At 62.5% G+C, this 20028-nt stretch carries 18 protein-coding genes and 1 pseudogene; 6 read left to right on the top strand and 13 right to left on the bottom strand.

Translation table 11 applies throughout. The features are described 5' to 3' along the window. Positions 1 to 14: 14 nt before the first annotated feature. From HU764_RS11775 to HU764_RS11770, 3 genes and pseudogenes are all read left to right on the top strand, one after another. Positions 15 to 569: a TetR/AcrR family transcriptional regulator gene (locus tag HU764_RS11775; protein ID WP_027593280.1), complete on the top strand. Its 555-nt coding sequence runs from the start codon at positions 15 to 17 to the stop codon at positions 567 to 569. Positions 570 to 986: 417 nt separating this feature from the next. After that, positions 987 to 1097: pseudogene (locus tag HU764_RS28265) on the top strand (hypothetical protein); the annotation flags it as partial. A gap of 6 nt (positions 1098 to 1103) precedes the next feature. Beyond that, positions 1104 to 1574: a substrate-binding domain-containing protein gene (locus HU764_RS11770; RefSeq protein WP_477749793.1), complete on the top strand. Its 471-nt coding sequence runs from the start codon at positions 1104 to 1106 to the stop codon at positions 1572 to 1574. 468 nt (positions 1575 to 2042) lie between these two features. Here HU764_RS11770 and HU764_RS11765 read toward each other — a convergent pair whose 3' ends face one another. From HU764_RS11765 to HU764_RS11745, 5 genes are all read right to left on the bottom strand, one after another. Then, positions 2043 to 2480: a GlcG/HbpS family heme-binding protein gene (locus HU764_RS11765; protein ID WP_027593281.1), complete on the bottom strand. Its 438-nt coding sequence runs from the start codon at positions 2478 to 2480 to the stop codon at positions 2043 to 2045. Next, positions 2473 to 3855, bottom strand: coding sequence for a metal-dependent hydrolase family protein (locus tag HU764_RS11760; RefSeq protein WP_186702787.1), 1383 nt, complete (start codon positions 3853 to 3855; stop codon positions 2473 to 2475). The genes HU764_RS11765 and HU764_RS11760 overlap by 8 nt, the downstream gene beginning before the upstream one ends. 108 nt (positions 3856 to 3963) lie before the next feature. Further along, positions 3964 to 4887 carry a LysR substrate-binding domain-containing protein gene (locus HU764_RS11755; protein ID WP_186702786.1) on the bottom strand — a complete coding sequence of 308 codons (924 nt, stop codon included), beginning with the start codon at positions 4885 to 4887 and terminating at the stop codon, positions 3964 to 3966. Further along, positions 4869 to 5258 carry a Rieske 2Fe-2S domain-containing protein gene (locus tag HU764_RS11750; RefSeq protein WP_186702785.1) on the bottom strand — a complete coding sequence of 130 codons (390 nt, stop codon included), beginning with the start codon at positions 5256 to 5258 and terminating at the stop codon, positions 4869 to 4871. The genes HU764_RS11755 and HU764_RS11750 overlap by 19 nt, the downstream gene beginning before the upstream one ends. A 64-nt stretch (positions 5259 to 5322) precedes the next feature. Continuing rightward, the gene (locus HU764_RS11745; protein ID WP_099454176.1) at positions 5323 to 6450 is read right to left on the bottom strand and encodes an FAD-dependent oxidoreductase; all 1128 of its coding nucleotides are present in this window, start codon (positions 6448 to 6450) and stop codon (positions 5323 to 5325) included. A 219-nt stretch (positions 6451 to 6669) separates the two neighbouring features. On the opposite strand from HU764_RS11745, the gene HU764_RS11740 reads away from it, so the two are divergent. The 3 genes from HU764_RS11740 (at position 6670) to HU764_RS11730 (ending at position 10061) form a co-directional block, all read left to right on the top strand. Next, a complete protein-coding gene (locus HU764_RS11740; protein WP_027593285.1) occupies positions 6670 to 7593 on the top strand; it encodes a LysR family transcriptional regulator in 924 nt (307 codons plus the stop codon). A gap of 352 nt (positions 7594 to 7945) precedes the next feature. Then, a complete protein-coding gene (locus HU764_RS11735) occupies positions 7946 to 9103 on the top strand; it encodes an alpha/beta hydrolase family protein (protein ID WP_186702784.1) in 1158 nt (385 codons plus the stop codon). Between the two features lie 22 nt (positions 9104 to 9125). Beyond that, positions 9126 to 10061 (top strand): VOC family protein, encoded by a 936-nt coding sequence (locus HU764_RS11730; RefSeq protein WP_027593287.1) that lies wholly within the window; start codon positions 9126 to 9128, stop codon positions 10059 to 10061. 124 nt (positions 10062 to 10185) lie between these two features. On the opposite strand, the gene HU764_RS11725 is transcribed toward HU764_RS11730, so the two are convergent. The 8 genes from HU764_RS11725 to HU764_RS11690 all read right to left on the bottom strand — a co-directional run bounded on the left by HU764_RS11725 (position 10186) and on the right by HU764_RS11690 (position 20025). Beyond that, positions 10186 to 11193: a formylglycine-generating enzyme family protein gene (locus HU764_RS11725; RefSeq protein ID WP_186678487.1), complete on the bottom strand. Its 1008-nt coding sequence runs from the start codon at positions 11191 to 11193 to the stop codon at positions 10186 to 10188. Then, the gene (locus HU764_RS11720) at positions 11190 to 12827 is read right to left on the bottom strand and encodes an arylsulfatase (protein WP_186702783.1); all 1638 of its coding nucleotides are present in this window, start codon (positions 12825 to 12827) and stop codon (positions 11190 to 11192) included. Before HU764_RS11720 ends, HU764_RS11725 begins: the two co-directional genes overlap by 4 nt. An 18-nt stretch (positions 12828 to 12845) precedes the next feature. Beyond that, positions 12846 to 13634, bottom strand: a complete 789-nt coding sequence (locus HU764_RS11715) for a cyclase family protein (protein WP_099429316.1) — start codon at positions 13632 to 13634, stop codon at positions 12846 to 12848. An 11-nt stretch (positions 13635 to 13645) separates the two neighbouring features. Beyond that, positions 13646 to 14626 (bottom strand): NAD-dependent epimerase/dehydratase family protein, encoded by a 981-nt coding sequence (locus HU764_RS11710; RefSeq protein WP_186678482.1) that lies wholly within the window; start codon positions 14624 to 14626, stop codon positions 13646 to 13648. Next, the gene (locus tag HU764_RS11705; RefSeq protein ID WP_186702782.1) at positions 14617 to 15609 is read right to left on the bottom strand and encodes a fumarylacetoacetate hydrolase family protein; all 993 of its coding nucleotides are present in this window, start codon (positions 15607 to 15609) and stop codon (positions 14617 to 14619) included. Before HU764_RS11705 ends, HU764_RS11710 begins: the two co-directional genes overlap by 10 nt. Then, positions 15606 to 16178, bottom strand: coding sequence for a cupin domain-containing protein (locus HU764_RS11700; RefSeq protein ID WP_099454184.1), 573 nt, complete (start codon positions 16176 to 16178; stop codon positions 15606 to 15608). The genes HU764_RS11705 and HU764_RS11700 overlap by 4 nt, the downstream gene beginning before the upstream one ends. Before the next feature lie 63 nt (positions 16179 to 16241). Beyond that, positions 16242 to 17447 (bottom strand): MFS transporter, encoded by a 1206-nt coding sequence (locus HU764_RS11695; RefSeq protein ID WP_186702781.1) that lies wholly within the window; start codon positions 17445 to 17447, stop codon positions 16242 to 16244. A 112-nt stretch (positions 17448 to 17559) separates the two neighbouring features. Next, positions 17560 to 20025 carry an efflux RND transporter permease subunit gene (locus HU764_RS11690; protein ID WP_186702780.1) on the bottom strand — a complete coding sequence of 822 codons (2466 nt, stop codon included), beginning with the start codon at positions 20023 to 20025 and terminating at the stop codon, positions 17560 to 17562. Between the last annotated feature and the right edge of the window lie 3 nt (positions 20026 to 20028).

Raw genomic sequence — 20028 nt, 5'->3', positions numbered from 1 at the left:
AAGAGAGCTGAGAAATGAAGGTCACCAAGGCCCAAGCACAAGCTAACCGGGCCCATATCGTGGAAACGTCCTCCACGCTATTCCGTGAGCGCGGCTACGACGGCGTGGGTGTTGCAGACCTCATGGGAGCTGCCGGCTTCACCCACGGCGGTTTTTACAAACACTTCAAATCCAAGGCGGATTTGATAGGTGAATCCGCGACGTGCGGAATCAACAAGACGGTCGAGCAGATGCAGGGCATCGAGCTCGCCGACTTCGTCAATTTCTACCTGTCCCGCAAGCACCGCGATGAGAAAGGGAAAGGTTGCACCCTAGCGGCACTGGGCGGAGACGCCGCTCGACAGTCCAATGACATCAAAGCAGCTTACGAGGCTGGGATTGAAAAGTTGCTGGAGGTTTTACAGGGCAAGGATGACGAACCGAAAGCAAGTCGTGCGGAAATCATCGACACCTTCGCACACGCCCTCGGCGCCTTGATTCTGTCTCGCGCTTGTCCGGACGACTCACCACTAGCTGATGAAGTGCTCAGCGTGTGCCGTGAGCAGATCATGGACAAATTGACGCCCTGAGGCAGGCCCATCCATTGCCCATGAGCGTCACTGCTCGAGCATGAGTCCTTTCCACTTGAAAGGTGGATGCCCTGGTATGGAGATCAGGCCGCCCGCATCTGCGGCGTCTTCGGCCACTTCCCTAGGCGCAACCTTTTCCCCGCCCTCAACAGATGACTGATCAGCAGGCAGTTCAGTCGAATCGAGAGCACCTACACATTCGGTAGTTCCAGGTACAGGCTTTTGCATCGAGCGTCCTTAGAGTCAGAAACCATAAGCCCAATGATTATGATCATCATCATTAAAGTCAAACCTTTGATGTCAACCATAATCATTGAATGCGATAGCTGCCGTTCCTGATGAGGTGGTTGGCATGGCCAGACCGTTCGATCCGAATGCGACTTACTTGAATTCCAGGCGAAAAAACCGCCAACAGGGGCGGTTCGCAACGAACCACCATTCGGCATGATCAATGCCATCGATATGCACACCCGTAAAGTGCTGTGGCAGAACCCGCTGGGTACTGCTCGTGCGAACGGCCCGTTCGGTCGGGACATTGCCTTCGTCGGGCGCAACAGCACCTATTCGGTAAGCATGGAGCGTTTGCACGGCTACATGGAGTGCTTGGAGAAAAACGGGATTACCCCACATCCGGACTGGATGATCGAAACTGCCATCAGCCTGGCTGGCGGCAAAGACGGCATGAGTCGCCTGCTCGACATGGATCGTCGGCCGACAGGAGTGGTTTGCTACAACGACCTGATTGCCACTGGCGCGCTCAGCGAGCTGGGCAACCGAGGACTTAAGGCGGGTGAGGACATCGCTTTGATCGGGAGTGACGGGGTCGCGAGCTCCGCATACTGCAACCCTCCCCTCACCACCGTGGCCCTGGAGCCTGAGCGTATTGGAGAGGTTGCTAGCGAAATGCTCATGAAGCGCCTGAAGAACCCAGACGCCCCTGCCATGAAGTTCTTACTCAAACCGAAGCTGATTGTGCGTAAAAGCTGCGGCCTGACGCGTAACTAATCAACCCGAGAATTGGCAGCTATGCAGGAGGCTCGGAGAATTATTTACTTCTTATTAGCACGCGCAGGTTGGTTACCTTTCTGCCGCCTGTCAATCCTCAGCGAGAGCCGAGCAGCTTCATAAAAACAGACTTTGTTCTTTCCGAATGTGAGCTGACGAGCCGCACCTTGCGGCCCGCTATCAGAGATCTTGACTTTGGTCGCTAGGGCTTCCTGTGTGACGCGGGGGTTCATCCCATTCCCGATCTTTCCTCCCTCTTGTACGCCGACCGGTTCATCAACTGGATCGCCCACAACTGCATCCGTTGAATTCCCAACGGCAATACAACACATGCATCTAGGGCTTGGATTGGCGCGGGCAGATTTGAGACTGAAACTTTTTCAGATATCCGAGGCTGAGCGCACCAAATAAGCGTATGAAATGAGAAAAGCCACCCAAGCCGCAGTGGCAAAAGTGGCTTTTTTCCTATCAACATGCCCCACTGTCGGGCATCAAGTTTGCCCCCAGCACACCGGCAATCGCACAGCGTTCGTCGTTGTCGGAGCTGTCACCGCTGATACCGATAGCGCCGATCACTTCCCCTGCCCCATTACGCACCAGCACCCCGCCGGGCACCGGAACCATATTGCCGCCGGCCAGGGCACTCAATGCATTGAAGAATGCAGGAAGCGCGGCAGCACGATGGGCAAGTTCGCGGCCGCCAAAGCCCATGCCGAGCACTGAGGCGGCCTTGCCCGACGCGATTTGCGGTCGCAGCAGGCTGGCGCGCTCGTCGCGTTTGAGCGCCAGCAGGTGACCGCCGGCATCCAGTACCGCAACACAAAGTGGCTGCAAGGCTAACCGCCGTCCCTCTGCCAGCGCAGTGTCGACCATCTGCGACGCCAGTTCCAGGGTGAGCTTATTCATGCCGGCCTACCTCTTGCTCAGGTTCAGGTGCGCTGCGCTTGCCCATTTCCACGGCCCGTTGCCGGGTGTGAAGTTCGGCCCATTTCACCGTGTTGAAGTCACTGACCTTGTAGGGATCGTAGCCCGGTACCTGGGCCTCCACGCGATGCCCGCCTAGGTACACGTCACGTATGCGCTCGCGCTCCTGAAGAATCGAGACGTTCTGCAGGGGGGAGCCATCAACACAGATGAAGTCGGCGCGACGGCCAACCTCGATGGCGCCCACCTGCTGCGCCACGGGCATCATCCGCGCGGCAACCGAGGTTGCCGCGCGCAATGCCTGGGCAGGGCTGAAACCCAACCAGTCGACAAAAATCTCGATTTCACGGGCGTGCCATTCACCGTAGGGAGTGATGGCGAAACCGCTGTCACTGCCGGTCATGAACGGCACACCGGCTTCCCGGGCGCGGCGCAAGTTGCGACAACCCACCTCGATCACACGGCGCTGCATCGCAGCGTAACCACAGCGGGTCGAAGGCTCGTAATCCTCGGCAAATTCGACGTTGTTGGCGAGCATGGTGAAGGTCGGAGCGAGGTGACTACCCGATTCGAGTATTGCCTCGATACAGGCATCGTCTAGGAAAAACCCGTGGAAGATCACGTCCACCCCCGCCTTCGCCGCATACAGCACCGCTTCGCGGCCATAGGCATGCACGGCGACCTTTTTTCCAAGGCGGTGGATCTCCTCGACCATGGCGCGGGTCTCGTCCTGGGTGAACGCGGCGATATGTTCCCCGTTGGGACGCATGTGCGGGCCGTCCATAGCGATCTTGATCAGGTCCACGCCATCCTTGGCCTGGCGACGGATTTCCGCAATCTGCTCGTCGCGGGTAGCGCACAGGCGGCCAGAGAAATACTCAGGCGTACCGACCCAACTGGGGAACCAATCGTTCAGGCTCTGCCGGTTGGCGATTACATTGCTGCTGGCGGCGATGCGAGGGCCACTGAACATACCGGCATTGATAGCGTTGCGTACGGCAATGCTGCAATGCCCGGCGTCACCCGGCACCACCACCGAGGTGTAGCCGGCGGCCAATACATGCTGGGTAAAAAACAGACCGCGCAGGGCGCGAAATTCCGGCGAGACGTGCAGGTCGATGTCTTCCTCGCTCTTGGCGTTGCCGAACACCAGATGGGTGTGGACATCCACCAGGCCGGGCATGACGAAGTGTCCGCCAGTGTCAATCACGCGTTCGCCAGGCAATGGCTGCGGAGCGGTCTGGCGAGGGCCGACATGGGTGAACATACCCTTTTCGATGATCAGCACCTGGTCGTGTCGAGCCTGGTCCTCAAGGCCAGTAAAGAGGGTTTGGCAGTGAACGTGGCGTCTGGGCATGTCGGTCTGTCCTGTTGTTGTCGTACCGACACGGTATTGGGCAGCCAATGCCTGAGGAAGTGAAGTTTCCTACTGGCCGGCCATGACAGAAATTGATAGCCGTCGTTGTCAGCCCGCCACCTCCGCCAACAACTGGCGCAGCCAGACCAGCGCCGGGTCACTGTCCTGGTAGGCGTGCCATTGCATCACCTGCAGAGTGGCGGGAATGGCGAGTGGTGGTGGCAGCAGGCGCAGAGGAAAGCGCTGCGCGTAGAGGTGCGCCAGGCGACTGTGCAGGGTCGATAGGCAGGGGCCGCCAACGATGAATTCCGGTATCAACGCGAACTGGTCCACCGCCACAGCCACCCGCCGCGCCAGCCCCTGGCTTGCGATAAATTCCGCTTCCATGCTGCCCTGGGCGCCTGCGCCGGTCTCGCGGACCACATGTGGCGCTGCCAAGTAATGCTCCAGCGTGAGGCCGTCCATCAGGGCGCAATTATCCCTGCAGGCAATGACGCTGAAGCTGTCTTCGAACAACGGTTGTTGCGGATGACGCGCCGAGCCATGGGCAAGCGGCAGGATCACCAGGTCGCAGTGTCGGTGCTCCAGGGCCTCATCCACCAGGCTGCCCGGCTCGGCACCGCGCAGCGGCACCAGCGTGAGAAGTTGCAAGTCGACCTGGGGCGCAAGGCTGGCCAACCGTCGCATCAGCGCCGGCATGAGCACCGCGATCACATAATCTGACGCAATGATGCGGAACTTGCGGCGCGCCGCTCCCGGGTCGAAGCTTGCATTGGCGAAGGCAATGCCCCGCGCGTTTTCCAGTACCTGGTCGATACGTGGGTGCAGTGACTGCATCAGCGCCGTGGGCAGCATGGCGCCGCCCACGAGGACAAACAGCGGATCGTTAAAATGCTCCCGCAGGCGACCCAGGGCCGCGCTGACCGCTGACTGGGTCAGGTGCAGGCGCACTGCGGCGCGCGTGACGTGCTGCTCGACAAACAAAGCGTCCAGCACCACCAGCAGGTTCAGGTCTAGTCCATGGAAGCGCACGCAATAGCCTCATCGTTTGCCCGAGGGCCACCCTCCTCCAGCCAAACATTTCCCGAAACGTCGACCTTTACCATCAGTGCTTGCAGCGACTGGCCCTGACAGGGGCCAAGCACGCAGAAGCCGTTGTCGGGTTGAAACAGCGCACCATGAGCAAAGCAGACGATGTGCCGGCCATCGCCAGACATGAAGCGGTCCTTGCGGTACTGCATGGCCACGTCCAGGTGCGGACACAGGTTTCGATAGACACGCACCTGGCCACGCCAGCGCAACGCAAGAACGGTATCACGCCCCTGGGCCCAGGGGTCGAACCCACGTGCAAGGCCTTCCTGCAACTCGTCGTCGCGGCAAAGCAATGTCAAATCCTGGGACACAGAGACCTCGATAACTCAGGGGGTGAACGCGTAAATACCGGAATAGCCGCCACGGCTAGCAGTTTCAGATCGGTTCGGCGGTCAGCTTGAGCATCGCCTTGGTCAGTCCGATGCGATCGAACGTCGCGTCACGGGCCATTTCCCTCTCCCCGGCCATGATCGAGTTCTCGCTGATGTACTTGCAGCGCTCAAAGCGGCGCGTCATGAAACGCTCAAGCCGCTCCTCCACCGAGCCGCTGCCGCACAGCTCCAGGCTCAGAACCAGCGCGTCTTCGATTGCCATCCCGGCGCCCTGCCCCAGATGCGGCGTGGTTGCATGAGCCGCGTCGCCAATCAGCAGCACACGGCCTTTGAACCAAGGTTCGTTGACGAACACCACTTCCATGGGTTTGTAGACCACCTGGCTGCTGTCGGTAATCTGCTCGCGCAGCTCGCCCACTAGGCCTGCGATCTTACTGATGCGGTCACGCATCAGTTCGGCCAACTGTGCCGGCTCATAGCGGGGGTTACCCGGTTCGTGTGAGGTGGAGAACATGTACATCAGGTCATCGGACAGCGGTACCAGGCCGGCGTTGCCCTCAGCGCCGACATAGCTCGCCAGATGATCAATGGAAGGATGTCGAGGAAAGTTGTAGCGCCACACGGCCTGCCCGGTGAAACGCGGCTTGTAGGTGTCGCCAAAGAGCATGCCGCGAATCTTCGAGTAAACGCCGTCGGCCCCCACAACCAAGTCGTAGCGAGCAGCGCTGCCATCGGTGAAGCTCACATCCACGCCGGCCGCGTCTTGTTGGAAGGATTCTACCGACAAGCCAAGGCGTACCTGGGTGCCAAGGTCGATCGCAGTGGTGCTCAGCACCTGGTGCAGAGACAGGCGCGAGATACCGACGTTGGCGGGATACTCCGGGCCGGCCAGGCGCTGGCCTGGGATGCGTACCAGGGCATTGCCCTGCAGATCGTAGATGCCAACGTCCTCGAAGGCATAGGCCGCTTCGAGGTAGCCTTCGAGCACGCCGAGGCGGGCCATCTCTCGCACTACGTTGCTCTGCTGAATGATGCCGACGCCATAGACGGTCCACTCGGACTTGATTTCCACCAGGTCCACCGCGATGCCCTGGCGGCGCAATGCGATGGCCGCGCAGAGGCCACCAATCCCGCCGCCGACTACGAGTACCTTGCTGATATCGCTGCTCATGGATGAATCCTTGTTCTTGTTGTGGGAGCGCAGGGTCGATCGCGAGCGTGACAACCCGAGCATTAACAGTGTTTTGACCGGGACCACGCCAGCGCGGCTGGATAGCACAACAACAGAGAGGCCCTTAGGAGCACAGGCTAGGAAGGGAGGAACAATTTGACTAATCGTTAGTCGGGATGCAGGGTATCGCGAAAATAAATACAACAAGAGATGCCCGTGATGCGCTTTAAACACCTGGATTTGAACCTCCTGGTGGCGCTGGATGTACTGCTCGAAGAGCAGAACATCACCCGTGCCGCCGCCCGCCTGCACATGACCCAATCGGCCACCAGCGGTGTGCTCGGACGCCTGCGGACCTACTTCGAAGATGACCTGCTAGTGCAGGTGGGCCGCAAGATGATGCCCACTCCACTGGCAAAGGAACTGGCGTTACCGGTTCGCGACGTACTGCTGAAAATCCAGACCTCCATCACCGCCAAACCAGTGCACGACATCTCCGAGAGTAAACGTCACTTCCGCATCATGGCCTCGGACTACCTGATCAGCGTGCTGTTCGCCGAGGCGATTCGCGAGATCAACCACGAAGCCCCGAACATCACCTTCGAACTCATCAGCCCCGGCCAGACCGCCATGGAAATGCTCATGCGCGGCGAAGTGGACCTGATGATCGCGCCAGAGCACTTCATCGTTAAGGAGCACCCCTCACAGCTCTTGTTCGACGAACAGCACGTCTGCGTGGTGTGCGCCGAGAACCACAGCATCGGCGAGCGCCTGACACTGGAACGCTACCTTGAGCTGGGCCATGTCGGCGTCGCCTTCGGGCGCAGCCGTACGCCCGGCATAGAGGAGTGGTTCATGAGCCAATACGGTTGCAAACGCCGCGTGGAAGTCATCACCCACGACTTCAATACCTTGGCGCAACTGGTCATTGGGACCCAACGCATCGCCACCATGCACAGCCGCCTGGCACGGCTTTATGCACGCAACCTGCCGCTGCGCATCTTGCCGCCGCCGGTGGAGCTGCCGGCCATGCAGGAATACATGAGTTGGCACCGCAGCCTGGACCGTGACCCCATGCTGCGCTGGCTGCGCGAAAAGCTGACGGAGATGGTCAGCCGCCCAGAGTCTGCCGTTACCGCTTGAGCCCCTCGGCATCCGGGGTCCCGCTACAGCCCCGTCCCGGATGCGCAACCAAACGATACTGGCGATGCGTCCCCTCAGCGTTCGCCATGCCTGCCATCACGGCGGCACGCCAGGTATCTCGCAATCCGATAGCTGGCATCCAAACAAGCGATTTGTCCAATCCTTTGGCCCATGCGAGCTTGCGCAAGCTGCCCCAAGGGGCGGCCGACGCCCGCGCCACTGCCTGATGCGGGAGCGTTCACACCGGGTTGCCCGACTTGAGCCCTGCCGATCTGCGAACAGCGCCTCGGGCGATAGCCCTGGCTATGCAGGGTCGATTGCGGCCAGGACCAGAAGAAGGAAAAACAACAATATGTTCCGCTATTTCCCCACCAACTACGTTTGGAACCTCTCGGTAAACCTCGCTATCGAGATGGGCGCGCGCATCGGTGAAATCGTCGAAATGTGCGAACCGCTTCAGGAAGCCGCCAAGCAACCTGACGCCGACGGAACCCGCGCCTTTCGAGAAGCCTGGTCGAAGACGGCCGACAAACTCTGCGACCTGGCCCGCGAGGACGAAGAGAAAGGCCGCCTGCTTTCGGCCGGCGAAAAGTACAACCGTGCCGCAACCTACTACCTCACAGGTGAACGCCTGCAAGCTCACGGCGCCCCAGGTCGCATGGCGCTTTACCAACGCTTCCTCGACACCTTCGCCCGCGGCATCGCGCTCTCCGGCGAGAATTGCGAGCGGGTCGAGATCCCCTATGAGGGCAAAGTCATTTCCGGGCTATTCATCCGTGCCGAAGGCGTACAGGGGCCGGCGCCTCTACTGCTGCAACTCAACGGCCTGGATTCCACGAAAGAAATGAAATACCGGGTTGGCCTGCCGACCTGGCTCGCCAAGCGGGGCGTGTCATCGCTAGTGATCGACCAGCCGGGCGCCGGCGAAGCGCTGCGCCTGCACGACCTGAAAGCCCGTTATGACGCCGAGCATTGGGGCAGCCGCGTGTTCGACTGGCTGGAAACCCGTGCGGATGTGGACCCCAAGCGCATCGGCTGCGAAGGCGTGTCGCTGGGCGGCTACTACTGCCCGCGTGTGGTGGCTTTCGAGCCGCGCTTTGCCTGTGGCGTGGTGTGGGGCGCCAACCACGACTGGCGCGACGTGCAAAAGCGCCGCCTGGAACGCGAAGGCAGCTTCCCGGTGCCGCATTACTGGGAGCACGTGCGCTGGGTGTGGGGCGGCAAAAACATCGACGAATTCATGACCATCGCCGAAAACGTCCACCTAGACGGCGTGGTGGAACGGATCAAGGTGCCGTTCCTGGTCACCCATGGCGAGCAGGACTCACAGATCCCGCTCAAATGGGCCCACCGCACCTACGAACAACTGGTCAATAGCCCCAAGCGCGAACTGAAGATCTTCACCCCGCGCGAAGGCGGTGTGCAGCACTCCAGCTTCGATAACTCCATTAACGCCGGCCAGTACATCGCCGACTGGGTCGCCGAAAACCTCGGTGGTCGTACCGCCTGATAGACAAGAAGAGAAACCGACCATGAAGATCATCGGACCTGATTACCTTGTGTTCGGCGTCGACAACGTCGACGCCTGCGTGCAATACCTCACCGACTACGGTTTGAAGCCGGGCAAGCTGGACGAAGCCGGCGGCTACCTTGAGGCCCTGGACGGCACTGGCATTGAAATTCGCCACCGCGACGACCCACGCCTGCCCAAGGCCATGGAGACTGCGAACACCCTGCGCGAAACCGTTTACGGCGTAGCCGACGAAGCCACCCTGCAGGCCATCGAGGCCGAACTTTCCAAGGACCGCACCGTTGTGCGTGGGGAGGACGGCGTTTTGCGCGTGGTGGACGACATGGGCTTCGCCCTAGGTTTTCGCATCACCCTGCGCCGCCCGTTGGTGATGCCCGGCGAGATAAGCAACGCCCCCGGCGCACAGCTGGGCCGCGCCATCAACTCGCTGGGCGCCAGCGACGACATGCCGGCTTTGCCACGCAGCCTGTCGCATGTGGTCTATTTCGTGCCTGACCAGGCCAAGGCAGAAGCGTTCTACACCCGCCTGGGCTTTGTCTGCACCGACCGCTTCGTCGACACCGGCCCCTTCCTGCGCCCGGCTGGCACCCAGGACCACCACACCCTGTTCCTGATCCAGACGCCGCCGTTCATGAAAGGTATCGAACACTTTACCTTCCACATGGGTGGCCCAACCGAGGTAATGATTGCCGGTACCCGCTTCGTCGAGAAAGGCTATGAGTCGTTCTGGGGGCCAGGGCGTCACCAGCTGGGGTCCAACTGGTTCTGGTACTTCAACAGCCCCATGGGCTGCCACGTGGAATATGACGCCGACATGGACCTGCATGACGAGCGCTGGACCGCGCGGGTTGCAGCGCCCGGTGCCGACAACTCGCAGTACTTTCTCTTCCACTACCAGGAAAAATGGGCCCCTGGCGGCCCGCCACCCAAACATTGAGGGTGGGTGGCTCCACGAACGCTGACACGCCGTGAGCGGGTCGCCCCCTATACCCTGGGGCGACCCGCTCTTCGTTTCCCGGCAAACCGGTTGGCGAGGGGTCATTCAGACTGCTTGTACTACCCTACCACTCCGAGTGGGTCAAGGTTGTTGGCGGGATACGGCGAATGGTGCGAAAGCCCACATGAGAGGTCGCCAGGTCCGCATCCTGGCGCTCACGTGCCGCCGTGCGATAGCGGGCGCAATAGGACGCGGCGCAAAGGTAGGAGCCACCCTTGATGACCTGAGGACGCGACGGTGCAAGCGCGCTACGCAATTGGCTCGGATCGCCATTGGCGTGACTGATCAGCGGCCCCCATTGGGCATCTGCCGTCCATTCCCAAACGTTGCCGATCATGTCGAACAGCCCAGCGGCGTTGGCGGCAAAACAGCCCACTGGGGCAACGCCAGCGAAACCGTCCTCGGCTGCGTCATGCACGGGGAACACGCCCTGCCAGTAATTTGCGGCGGGCTGGCCGTTGCTGTCGCGTGGTTCCTCGCCGAGACGTTGCGAGGGGTCAACGCCGCGCGCTGCATATTCCCACTCGGCCTCGCTGGGAAGGTCGTTGCCGCGCCACTGTGCGTAGGCCTGGGCGTCCGCCAGGGTGACCAAGGTCACTGGGTATTGGTCCAGGTTGGCCAACGGCCCGTCCGGGCCCGATGGGTGGCGCCAGTCAGCACCCCTTACGTAACGCCACCAAGGCAACGCCGACCCGCCGCTGGCCGTGTCCAGCGGTACGTGGAACAACGCGGCGCCACCGGAGCGCTCAGCCTCGGTGATGTAATGGGTGGCCTCGACAAAGGCGCCGAACTGCGCGCGGGTAACCTCGGTGCGATCGATCCAGAAGTCGCCGACGTGCACTGGGGCTAACGGTCGCTCATCCGGGTAACCCCCATCAGTGCCGGGGGTGAAGCGCCCGCCGCTGACGCGGACCATCCCGGCCAGCGGGTCGTTGCCCCAACCCGCCGGCAAGCCACCGTAGGCCTCGCAGCCGGCGACATTGCCCAAGGGCAGGCTGGTGGGCGAGCGCGCAGCTACCGTCGCCAGGGCCAGCACACTCAAGCCACCCACGACGAAGAGCTGGCGCCTCATGGGGCCTTGGCCAGAGGCGGTGCGACCACTCCGACACGGCGGGCGTAGTCCTGCCAGGCCTGCTGCAAGCGTTGCGTGGTTTCCGGCTGGCTGGCGGAGAGGTCGTGCTGCTCGCCGCGATCGTGCGACAAGTCGAACAACTGCCAACGCAACGGTGGCTGGGGCTGGCCCGGCATGCTCCAGGGCACCAGGCCAAGGAGTTTCAGGTTACCTTCGCGGTAATAGCGGCTGCCAAACAGCTCACCGGCCATTACCGGCTCAGCCCGGCCTTTGCCTTCGAGCATCGGCAGCATGGAGCGGCCGGTGATGGGATGCTTGGGCTGGCCTTGGTACTGGTCACCCGGGTCCGGCAGACCCGCCAGGGCAAGGAAGGTCGGCGCTAGGTCATCCACCCGTGCCACACCACGCTCCAGCCCCTGACGACGGAGGCTGGCCGGCAATTGTACGATGGCCGGCACGCTGATACCGCCTTCGGCGGTGCTGCCCTTGAACAGCCGCAGTGGCGCCGCGCTCACCTCTGCCCAGCGCAGCCCGTAGTCGATCTGCGACCCGCGTCGGCCGAGATTCTCCAGGCGGTTGTCGGTATTCGGGCCGGCGGGGTAGTACTGCTCGTGGCGTTCGCCAGCGGGGCCGTTGTCGGACATGAAAACGATCAAGGTGTTGTCCATCTGGCCGCTGGTCTGCAGGTATTCCAGCAGGCGACCGACGTTGTGGTCGAGGTTGTCCACCATCGCGGCGTAGATCTCCATCTTGCGCGCCTCGATGCGCTTGCGCTGGGGGTCCAGTTGGTCCCAGCCAGGCAACTGCGGGGTGACCGGGAGCGGCGCGGCGCTCTGGAAGTCGGCAGGCAGCAGGCCTTTTTCTTTCATGCGCTCGATTCGCGCCTGGCGAACCGCGTCGTAGCCGCCGTCGTAGCGACCGCGGTATTTATCCAGGTAAGCCTGCGGTGCTTGCAACGGCCAGTGTGGCGAGGTGTAAGCCGCATACGCGAAGAAGGGTTTGCCACTGCCCTGCCCCGCCTTCAGGTACGCCAGCAACTTGTCGGTATAGAAGTCCGTGGAATAGAAGTCATCCGGAAGCTCCACTGGCTTGCCATTCTCGCGGTAAGAGAGTTGTTCGATCTTCGCGGTCGAGCCAGGGGCGGGCTTGAAGTGCACCCCACCCCCTTCGAGCAGGGTGAAAGACTGCTCGAAGCCACGACGGTCCGGGCCCTGCTCCGGGGCCAGGCCCAAGTGCCACTTGCCGACCATGGCGGTACGGTAACCACCATCGCGCAAGAGGCCGGCGATAGAGTGCGCCTGTTGGTTGAGGTAGCCCTCATAGCCTGGCTTGCCTCGCTGGAATGGCTGCATCCCTTCGGCCATGGTACCCAGCCCGGCCAGGTGGTTGTCGGTGCCGGACATCAGCATGGATCGGGTCGGCGAACAGGTCGGCGCAGCGTACATGCTGGTCAGTTGCAGGCCACTGGCCGCCAGGTGATCGAGGCTCGGTGTGGCAATTTCACCACCGAAGGCGCCGAGGTCGGAGTAGCCCAGGTCATCGGCTACGATCAGCAATATATTGGGGCGCTCGGCCGCGCCGGCGAAGACTGGCGCAAAGCACGCCAAGGCCGCCAACAGTATGCGTAATCGCATAGGGAGTTGCTCCTGTTCTTATTCTTCGAAGATGGCCACGGCGCGGACGAAGCCGGCCGAGGCATGCTTGATCTTGTAAGGGAAGCAAGACACCAAAAAGCCGCTGGCCGGCAGGCTATCAAGGTTGGCCAGTTTCTCCATCTGGCCGTAGCCGATGTCGCGCCCAGCCTTGTGGCCTTCCCAGATGATCGACGCATCGCCACTCGCGGCGAAGCGTTCGCGGGTGTACTTGAAGGGTGCGTCCCAGCTCCAAGCGTCGGTACCCACGACTCGCACGCCGCGCTCCAGCAGGTAGAGGGTGGCTTCACGGCCCATGCCGACGCCTGCTTCCAGATACCCCGGCTCGCCGAACAGGCTGCCGGCACGGGTGTTCACCAGCACGATGTCCAGCGGTTGCAGCTCATGGCCGATACGCGAAAGCTCAGCGTGCACCTCGGCGCCAGTCACCACATGGCCATCGGGCAGGTGGCGAAAGTCCAGCTTCACTCCCGCTTGCAGGCACCACTCCAGCGGCAGCTCATCGATACCGAACGCCGGCTTGCCGCCGTCGGTGGTAGAGGCGTAGTGCCAAGGCGCATCCATGTGAGTGCCGCTGTGGGTGGTGATCGACAGGCGCTCTGCTGCCCACGACTCGTGCCCCGGCATCTGGTCCAGGGACAGGCCAGGGAACATCGCGGCCATTTCAGGCCAACCCTGCTGGTGGTCCATGTAGTCGATCTTGGGCAGCAGCGGCGGCGGGTCGGTGTAGGGGTTGTTGTCCAGTGTTACCGAGAGATCGACGAGGCGGCGTTTACGGGCAAGGGTCATGGCAGCAGGTCTCAAAGGGTTTGTAATGACGCGCGCGCATGGCGCGGGCGTTGGCTCAGGCTAAGGGCGTTACGCACCAGCGTTTGGGCAGAGCCATCGTGATGAAATCCCAGGGCTCGCGATTGCGGGGTACGCAAAGGCGGATAGCGGCCGAACAGGGCCTCCAGGTCCACGTTCGGCTGGTAGCTCACCAAGGCCCGACGGTCGTCGCCGAAGGCCTCGGCCAGAGCCTCGACCACTTGGTCCATGGCCAGATGCAGCACTGGCAACTGCCACACCCGCTGAGGGCCGGGGTTTTGCAGTTCGGCGGCATGCAGCAGGTTGTCGACGCAGCAACGCGCCGACATCCACCAGGCGGTGGCCTGCGGCGACACCGGGCAGCAATAGTTTTCTCCAGCGGCAAGGGCGTGCATCAGGTCGCTCATGAAGGCCGAACGCAAGCCGTTCGGCTCGTGGGGCCTTGCGACGATGCCCGGTAGCCGCAATGCGCGGCCATCTACCTCGCCACGGCGGGCGAGGTCATTGAGCTGGGTTTCCACCATGACCTTGTGCGCGCCATAAGACAGCGCCGGACGCGGCATCCACTGCTCGTCCATGCGTGCCGGTAGTTGCGCGCCGTACACGGCCACGCTGCTGGCGTAGACCAGCACCGGTGGCCGCGCAGCGTTGCGCAACTGGTCGAGCAGCTCCAGGGTCGCCAGCAGATTCACCTGCCGGCCCAATGCATAGTGCTCCTCGGCTGCGCCGCCGGGGACGCTCACCAGATGGAACACGACATCCACGCCATCGGCCAGGGCGCGGCGTAACAGGGTCGGTTCTGCGATACTGCCGGCGAGCAAGCGCAGGCGCGGGTCGGAAGGAAAACCCTCCAGTTGCTGATCCAGTAACACCAGCGCTTCCAACGGCTGGCCTCGCAGTTGGCCCTTGTCGAGCAGTCGTTGCACCAGCAAGCGGCCAAGGAAACCGGCAGCTCCGGTAATCATCACGCGCATGGCGGGGCTGCCTGGACTACCTGCTGGTCGATGGCACCGAACAACGGCGAACCATCCGTGTTGCGGGCCTCCATGCGAATGCGGTGACCGAATTGCAGGAAGCCGGTGCGCGGCGCGCCATGCTCGATCATTTCAATGGCGCGGCGCTCGGAAATACACGCCGACCCCACGCTGCGATCGGCATTGGAAACGGTGCCGGAGCCAATCACGCTACCGGCGCCGAGGCGACGGGTCAGCGCGGCATGGGCGATCAACTGGTGGAAGCCGAAGTGCATGGCGCCGCCATGCGGGTGGCCAAACCACTGGCCGTTCCACTCCACTTTCAGCGGCAGGTGCACGCGACCGTCGCGCCAGGCATCTCCCAGCTCGTCTGGGGTAACTGCGACCGGGGCGAAGCTGGAGGAGGATTTGGCCTGGACGAAGCCGAAGCCGGTCTTCATTTCCCGTGGCGCCAACGCCCGCAGGCTGACGTCGTTGACCTGCAGTACCAGGCGAATATGCTTCAGTGCCTGTTCGGCCGTGCAGCCCATGGGCACCTCGTCCACCAGCACAGCGAACTCGCCTTCGAAGTCGATGCCGTGGGCCTCGCTGGGCAGTGCAATGTCTTGCTGCGGGCCAAGGAAGTCGTCGCCAGCGCCCTGGTACATCAGCGGCGTGGACTCTACGCCTTCGATGGGCGCAAGGTTGAACGCTCGCTGCATCAGCTCGCCGTGGCTGAGGAAGCAAGAGCCGTCCAGCCATTGCCAGGCACGCGGCAGCGGCGCCATCACGCGGTTGGGGTCGAAGTCGAAGGCGCCGGCGAGTTCACCTTTGTTAAGGGCATCGTAGCGGCCGCGCAAGTCGGCCTCCACGTTCGGCCAGTCATCCACGGCCGCTTGCAACGTGGGGGCGATATCGGCGGCGTCCACCGCACGGCTCAAGTCACAGGAAACCAGTAGCAGGCGGCCGTCGCGGCTGCCGTCGTCGAGTGTGGCAAGCTTCATTGCAGCATCTCCTTGAGTTCGGGGGCGTAGCGGCCGTCAAGCAGGATGAAGACCATCCGCGCCATGTTCTCGGTGCGGTTGCTCCAGGCATGGTTGGTGCCGCGCTGGACCACGATGTCGCCACGTTTGAGGTGGACTTCCTCGCCGTCGAGCACCAACCACACCTCACCCTCGGTGACGAGGCCGTAGTCGAGGGTTTCGGTGCGGTGCATGAGCTTGTGCCTGGAGTCCGCCTTGCCAGTGCCTGCATGGGCTTGGCCGATCTCGGCGAAGGCCGCAGCGGCATCCTCGGCGCTAACTTGGTTCTGCACGCTGTCCGGCGGGATATCCACCACACGGATAACGCTGCCCTGGGCACCCGGGGAAAGTTGCAGGGGCTTGTCGGTTGGGTCGGCGCCATTGTCCAGCAGCGCAGGGCTGACGCTGCTGTTCCAGACCTCATAGAACAGGGTGCCGGGCACCGCCTTGAGCGGGAAGTTGTTGAGCGTGGGGCCTGCCAGGGTGACCACGGCGCGGCCCTCGTTGTCGTGGCCGGTGACCACGCGCTGGAATGGGGGAAGTGCTTGCATGAAAACTCCTTTCAATCAATTGCCGTCACGCGGCGTTTTCCAGGGATTGGGGCATGGCTACCTCTAGATGTGATCAGACGTGGTAGTAGCGCCAGCGCCGCGCGAACGGAAACACTTCGCCAGCACCACGCAGGCGAGCGCCAGCAGCAACTGGGCGACAGCCACCACCGTCAGGGCGCCAGGCAATTGGGCGACCACGCCGCCATTGAGGCCCAGCACCACCAGAGGGCTGATGAACTCGCCGGCGAATAGGGCCGCGGTAAAGCCTCCGGTGGCGCGGCCGCGCTGCGTGAAATCGACCTGCCTCATCACCCCGGTGATCAGGGTCGGCAGCATCAATCCGATGCCCAGGCCATTGATCAGCACCGCAACCGCCACCAGCGCTGGGTTGGCGGTGGTGGCCATCAGCAGCCCACCGCCCCCGGCTGTGGCGAAAGCCAGCAGCAGCAGATGTTGCCGGCGCTGGCCGTTGAGCAGGCGGAAGCTCAGTGCACCGGCCAGCACGCCGAGCTGGTTGGCGCCCATGGTCATGCCGATCTGCTGGGGCGAATCGACGTGCAGCAGGGTGAGCAGGAAGCCAGCTTGCACCGGCACGATGAATAGGCTGATGCCCGCCAGTACGGTGAGCAGGTACAACGGCAAGAGCCTGCGCCACGGGAAGTCTTCAGCCTTGCCAGACAACGCCGCGGCTTCAGCGACCTTCGGCTCCCAGAGCAGCATTGCCATCAGCGGCAGGAGCACCAGGCCGGCGCCGTACAGCACGAAAGGCAGACGCCAGTCGTTTTGCCCAAGTGCGCCGCCCAAGGCGATGAACACTGCCGCCGAAAGCGAAGTGGCGACCATCTGCAGGGCGAACAGGCGCTCGCGCCGCCCGCCCTGGTAGTAGTCACCCATCAGCGTCGTGCAGCAGGTCATGATGCCAGCCTCCGCCAGGCCCAGGCCTGCACGGCTGATGACGATACCCAGCAGCGACTCAAGCCACAGCGGCAGCAGCCCGCAGAGGCTGTAAAGCATCATCGAGGCCAGCAACAGCGGCTTGCGCCCCAGACGGTCGGCGATGACACCGGCAAACGGCGCCAGCAGCGCGATCACTAACGCCGGAATGGTCAGGCTGATAGGCACCAGCACTTCGGCGCCGGGTGTATCGGCAAAATGCGCCTGCATGCGCGGCAGTACAGGTGCCAGCAGCACCGCGCCCAGCACCGGCAAACAGCTGCCAAACAGTAGCAACAAGGATTGCGGCAAACCCGCCTGGCGCTCAGTGCTCATTGCAGTGCGCCTCCATGGCCGTCTGTAGGACGCGCGGCAGTGCGAGCCAGAGGGTTTGCAAAGTCTCGATCAGTGGTGTCATACCCATGTGCTCTTGTTGTTGGGGCGAAGGTCAGCGGGTGGCGGTATCCAGCAACAACGGGCGACCCGTGGCGGCGGCCTTGGCGGGCTGCATATCGGCGACTGGCTCGGCGGCGACGACTGCATCGCTGCGGCGGGTCGCTGGTAGCAGGAAATAGGCGAGCGCTGGCAATAGCAGCAGTGCGCCGACCATGTTCCAGACGAACATGAAGGCCAATAGCACGCCCATGTCGGCCTGGAACTTGATGGGCGAGAAGATCCAGGTGCCGACGCCGATGGCCAGGGTCACGCCAGTGAGCATCACCACCTTGCCGGTGGAGACCAGCGCGCGGTAATAGGCTTCGGAAAGGCTGGCGCCCTGGCGCAGGTGGCCAAGCATGATGCTCATCACATACAGCGCGTAGTCGACGCCAATGCCCACGCCCAAGGCGATCACCGGCAAGGTGGCGACCTTGACGCCGATGCCCAGCCAGACCATCAACGCCTCGCAGAGAATGGAGGTAAGCATCAGCGGGATCACCGCACAGAGGGTGGCGCGCCAGGAGCGGAAGGTGATCAGACACAGCAAGATCACCGCGCCGTAGACCCAGAACAGCATCTCGCGATTGGCTTCCTTGACCACGATGTTGGTAGCGGCCTCGATCCCGGCGTTACCGGCAGCCAACTGGAATTTGACTTCGTCGGTGTCGTTGGCAGCGGCGAAGGCTTCGACGTGCTCCACCAGCCGGGTCAGCGTTTGCGCCTTGTGGTCGGAGAGGTAGACATAGAGCGTGAGCAAGTTGCACGACTCGTTGTACAGCCCGCGCGGCGCGCTGGCGGTGATCATGTTAAGCATCGCCTGGTTGTTCTGCAGTTCGTACCACTTCGGGCTGCCTTCGGAGAGACCCACCAGCATCCGACGGTTGAGCAGCGCCAGCGAGTTGGTCGAGTCCACGCCCGGCAGGCTGCGCAGTTGCCAGTCCAGCTCATCGACCTTGCGCAGGATGTCGTAGCGTGCGCAGGCGCTGTTTGGTGTACGCACCATGATCGCGAAAAGATCGCTGCTGGCCCCGTAACTGCGGGTCATGAAGGCATCGTCCAGGTTGTAGCGCGAGTCGGCGCGCAACTCTGGGGCCCCGGCGTCAAGATCGCCGATGGCCAAGTTCAGGCTGACCAGGAAGCCGAGCACTGCCATCACCAGGCTGACAACCACGCAGACGGCGGCCCAGGGCTTGCGGGTGAACAGGTCAAGGAAGCGCCAGAATGCATGACGCACCTGGCCCCCCTCCTCGGCCCGCTCGCTTCTAAGGCTCAACGCAGCAGCGCGAGGACTGACGCCGACATAGGAGAGCAGCACCGGTAGCAGGATCAGGTTGGTGAAGATCAGCACGGCCACACCGATGCTGGCGATGATCGCCAGGTCCTGGATCACCTGGATCTGGATAAGCATCAAAACGGCAAAGCCCACGGCATCGCACAGCAGCGCAGTGAGGCCTGCGAGGAACAGTCGGCGGAAGGTGAAACGCGCAGCCACCACGCGGTGCATACCGCGACCGATGTCCTGCATGATGCCGTTCATTTTCTGCGCGCCGTGGCTCATGCCAATGGCGAACACCAGGAACGGCACCAGCACCGAATAGGGGTCCAGTTCGTAGCCCAGTAGGGGCAGCAGGCCAAGCTGCCAGACCACCGCCACCAGCGAGCAGAACACCACCAGCAAGGTACTGCGCACACAACGCGTGTAGCCGTAGAGCACCACCGTGGTGATCAGAATGGCAACAGCGAAGAACAGCAGGATCTGCTCCAGGCCTTCGATCAGGTCACCGACTTTCTTGGCGAAACCGGTGATGTGGATATCGACGCTGTCGCTCTGGTACTTCGCCCGCAGGATCTCCAACTGATCGGACAACACCCGGTAGTCCAACGGCTTGCCATCGGGTATGCGCGCCATCAGCGGCACGTAGATGATGCTGGAGCGCTGGTCGAAGGCTACCAATTGACCGATCTCGTTGGACAATTGCACGTTGCGCCGCAGTTCGCCCAGCGATGACGGGCTGCCATCGTATTCATCAGGAATCACCGGGCCGCCGTCCAGGCCCTCTTCGGTCACCGAAACCCAACGGGTGGCAGGCGTCCACAGCGACTTCATGTAGGCGCGGTCAACACCCGGCAACAGGTAGATCTGGTCGCTCAGCGCCTGCAGGGTACGCAGGTAATCGGCGTCGTAGATATCACCGTGGCGGTTGGTGACAGCGATACGCACCGCATTGCCGATGCCGGACAACTCCTTCTGGTTGTCCAGGTAGTTGGCGATGTAGGGGTGCCCGGTGGGGATCATCTTCTCGAAGCTGGCATTGAGCTCCAGGCGGCCCGACTGCCAGCCGAGCAGCACGGTGGTCAGCAGGCACAGCAACAGCACCCAATGGCGGTGATTGAACAGTGCGCGTTCGATCAGCGATCCAGAGCGAGGATCGAAGCTATCGGACGCGGATGACAGAGTTTGGCGAGCGGAATTCATTGA

It is taken from the genome of Pseudomonas kermanshahensis, assembly GCF_014269205.2.
GTDB lineage: Bacteria > Pseudomonadota > Gammaproteobacteria > Pseudomonadales > Pseudomonadaceae > Aquipseudomonas > Aquipseudomonas kermanshahensis.
The sequence above is the reverse complement of the archived record's forward strand: the minus strand, read 5'-3'. Positions and strand labels throughout refer to the sequence as shown.